General features: G+C 63.8%; 3 protein-coding genes. All 3 read left to right on the forward strand.

The genetic code is table 11. The features are described from left to right. The coding region (locus A5789_RS37465; RefSeq protein WP_369828816.1) for a replication initiator at window positions 1–650 on the forward strand (650 nt) is incomplete at its 5' end. A gap of 14 nt (window positions 651–664) precedes the next feature. Beyond that, window positions 665–883 carry a helix-turn-helix domain-containing protein gene (locus tag A5789_RS26110; RefSeq protein ID WP_064902327.1) on the forward strand — a complete coding sequence of 73 codons (219 nt, stop codon included), beginning with the start codon at window positions 665–667 and terminating at the stop codon, window positions 881–883. Continuing rightward, window positions 883–2007: a tyrosine recombinase XerC gene (gene xerC / locus A5789_RS26115; RefSeq protein WP_064902328.1), complete on the forward strand. Its 1125-nt coding sequence runs from the start codon at window positions 883–885 to the stop codon at window positions 2005–2007. The genes A5789_RS26110 and xerC overlap by 1 nt, the downstream gene beginning before the upstream one ends. Window positions 2008–2149: the final 142 nt, after the last annotated feature.

Raw genomic sequence — 2149 nt, forward strand, 5'->3', positions numbered from 1 at the left:
TCGCGGTGCTGGACACGGTGGATGACCTCGAACCGGCGCATGTGGTGCGCTTCGGCGAGCAGATCGACCCGAAACACATCCGGGGTGTTCTCGGTGGCACGGAGGAGGCGGCGCGGCATGTCGGCTACCTGACCAAGTACCTCACCAAGTCGATCGGTGAGGTGATCGAGCCGCAGACCGATCGTGCTGCACGCCATTACGACCGGCTTCACGCGGAGCTGCAGAAGGTGCCGTGCTCGCCTCAGTGCGGTATCTGGCTGCGCTACGGCATCGTTCCCAAGGGCGCCAGCGACAAGACCCAGCCCGGCCGCTGCAAGGGCAAAGCCCATCGCCGAGACACCCTCGGCCTGCGCGGACGTCGGGTGCTGGTGTCGCGTCGCTGGACCGGCAAGACCCTCCCGGATCACAAGGCCGACCGTGCCGAGTTTGTTCGGCAAATCCTCGCCGCAGTCGGTATCCAGCGCCCGGACCCCTCCCGGCTGATCGTGAAACCGGTCGAACCGGGAGACAAGAACGTGCCACCGCGAGAGCACCTGATCATGGCGCGCATTGCACAAAAGATCAGATGGCGCGCCCAATACGAAACCGCTCGCCTGGCAGCCAGTCCACCAGGCGAACAACAACATTCGGCAATCCAGATCGCAGCATAGGAAGGGGACCGGTGATGGAGGTCAACGGGAGATATGTGGACGTCGAGGGAGCTGCGCTCTACCTCGGCACGGGGGTTCGATTCGTTCGTCGTCTCGTCGCAGAGCGTCGGGTGGTCTTCTACAAGATCGGTGGACACGTGCGGTTCAAGCTCTCCGATCTCGAAGAGTTCGCTCAGGCCGGCCGAGTCGATCCGGTCTCGGTGCAGTGGCACGGCGGCAAGGCGGTGGCCTGATGGCTGGTCGTCGTCGTTTCGGCTTCGTCCGCAAGCTGCCGTCCGGGAAGTATCAAGCGTCGTTTATCGGCCCGAATGGCAAGCGGCAGAACGCACCTCAGACGTTTCGCACCAAGACGGACGCGGATCGTTGGTTGGTCGCGGTAGAGGCCGACATCAGCCGCGGTGCCTGGCTCGATGAGAAGTTGGGGCGGCAGCGGTTCGAGGATTACGCCAACGCATACCTGCGGGACAACCCCGACGTGGGCCGACGCTGGGCGGAAACGTGCCGGCGGAATATGCGGCTCCACATGGTCGATCTGCTGGACCGGCCATTGGTTGCGATCACTCCGCCTGTGGTCCGGGAGTGGTACGCCAAGGCATTGGCGGGCAAGGGCGGCAAAACGTCCATCGCGCAGTCCTATCGGTTCCTGCGAACCGTGATGAACCAGGCCAAGCGGGACAACGCCATTTCGGCAAATCCGTGCACGATCAAGGGCGCGGGTTCGGATCGTGCCAAAGAACGAACCATCGCAACGACGGCGGAGGTCGCCGAACTGGTGGACAAGATCACCCCGCGATACCGGGCGGCGGTGCTTCTGGCTGCCTGGTGCGGTCTGCGCCGAGGGGAAGTGATCGGACTGGCCCGGATCGATCTCGATCTTTCGGCAAATCAGGTGTGGGTACGGCGAACCCGCGAAGAACTGCTGGAGACGGGGCAGGCGTTCGACAAGGACCCCAAAACCGATGCCGGCAAAAGGGCCGTCTCCATCCCTCCGCACCTGCGGCCGTACTTGGTCGACCACCTGAAGAACTGGGCGGGCGAAACGTGGCTGTTCGTCGGCCGAGACGGTGAGCGCATGCGGGGAAACGCGGTCTATCAGGCGTTCGTCCGTGCGCGCAATCGCGTTGGTGTGGATGTCAGCTTTCACGATCTGCGTCACACCGGACAGACCCTGGCTGCCAGCACCGGGGCGACCCTGGCCGATCTCAAGAAACGGCTGGGTCACGCCTCGACGGCGGCAGCGGTCCGGTACCTGCATGCTGTCGACGGCCGAGACAAGGAGGTTGCGGCCGAACTGAGCCGGTTGGCTGCCCGTGGAAACGCTATCGACCTGCCCCGGACCATCGTCGTGAAGCACTGACCTGAGTTGCACATGAATCGCACGCCGCTGGAAAACTTGTCTCTGACCTGCGGATATTCACCTGACTGAAAAGCGGAAGGTCGCCGGTTCGATCCCGGCCTTGGCCACCACATCCCCCTGACATATCACCTGGTCAGGGGGA

The sequence above is a fragment of the Nocardia sp. 852002-51101_SCH5132738 genome (genome assembly GCF_001665695.1).
GTDB classification, from domain to species: Bacteria; Actinomycetota; Actinomycetes; order Mycobacteriales; family Mycobacteriaceae; genus Nocardia; species Nocardia nova.

Excerpts from the sequence above, each read along its gene's own strand:
- A5789_RS26110 (WP_064902327.1), top strand. The coding sequence starts at position 665 with ATGGAGGTCAACGGGAGATATGTGGACGTCGAGGGAGCTGCGCTCTAC.
- xerC (WP_064902328.1), top strand. The coding sequence starts at position 883 with ATGGCTGGTCGTCGTCGTTTCGGCTTCGTCCGCAAGCTGCCGTCCGGG.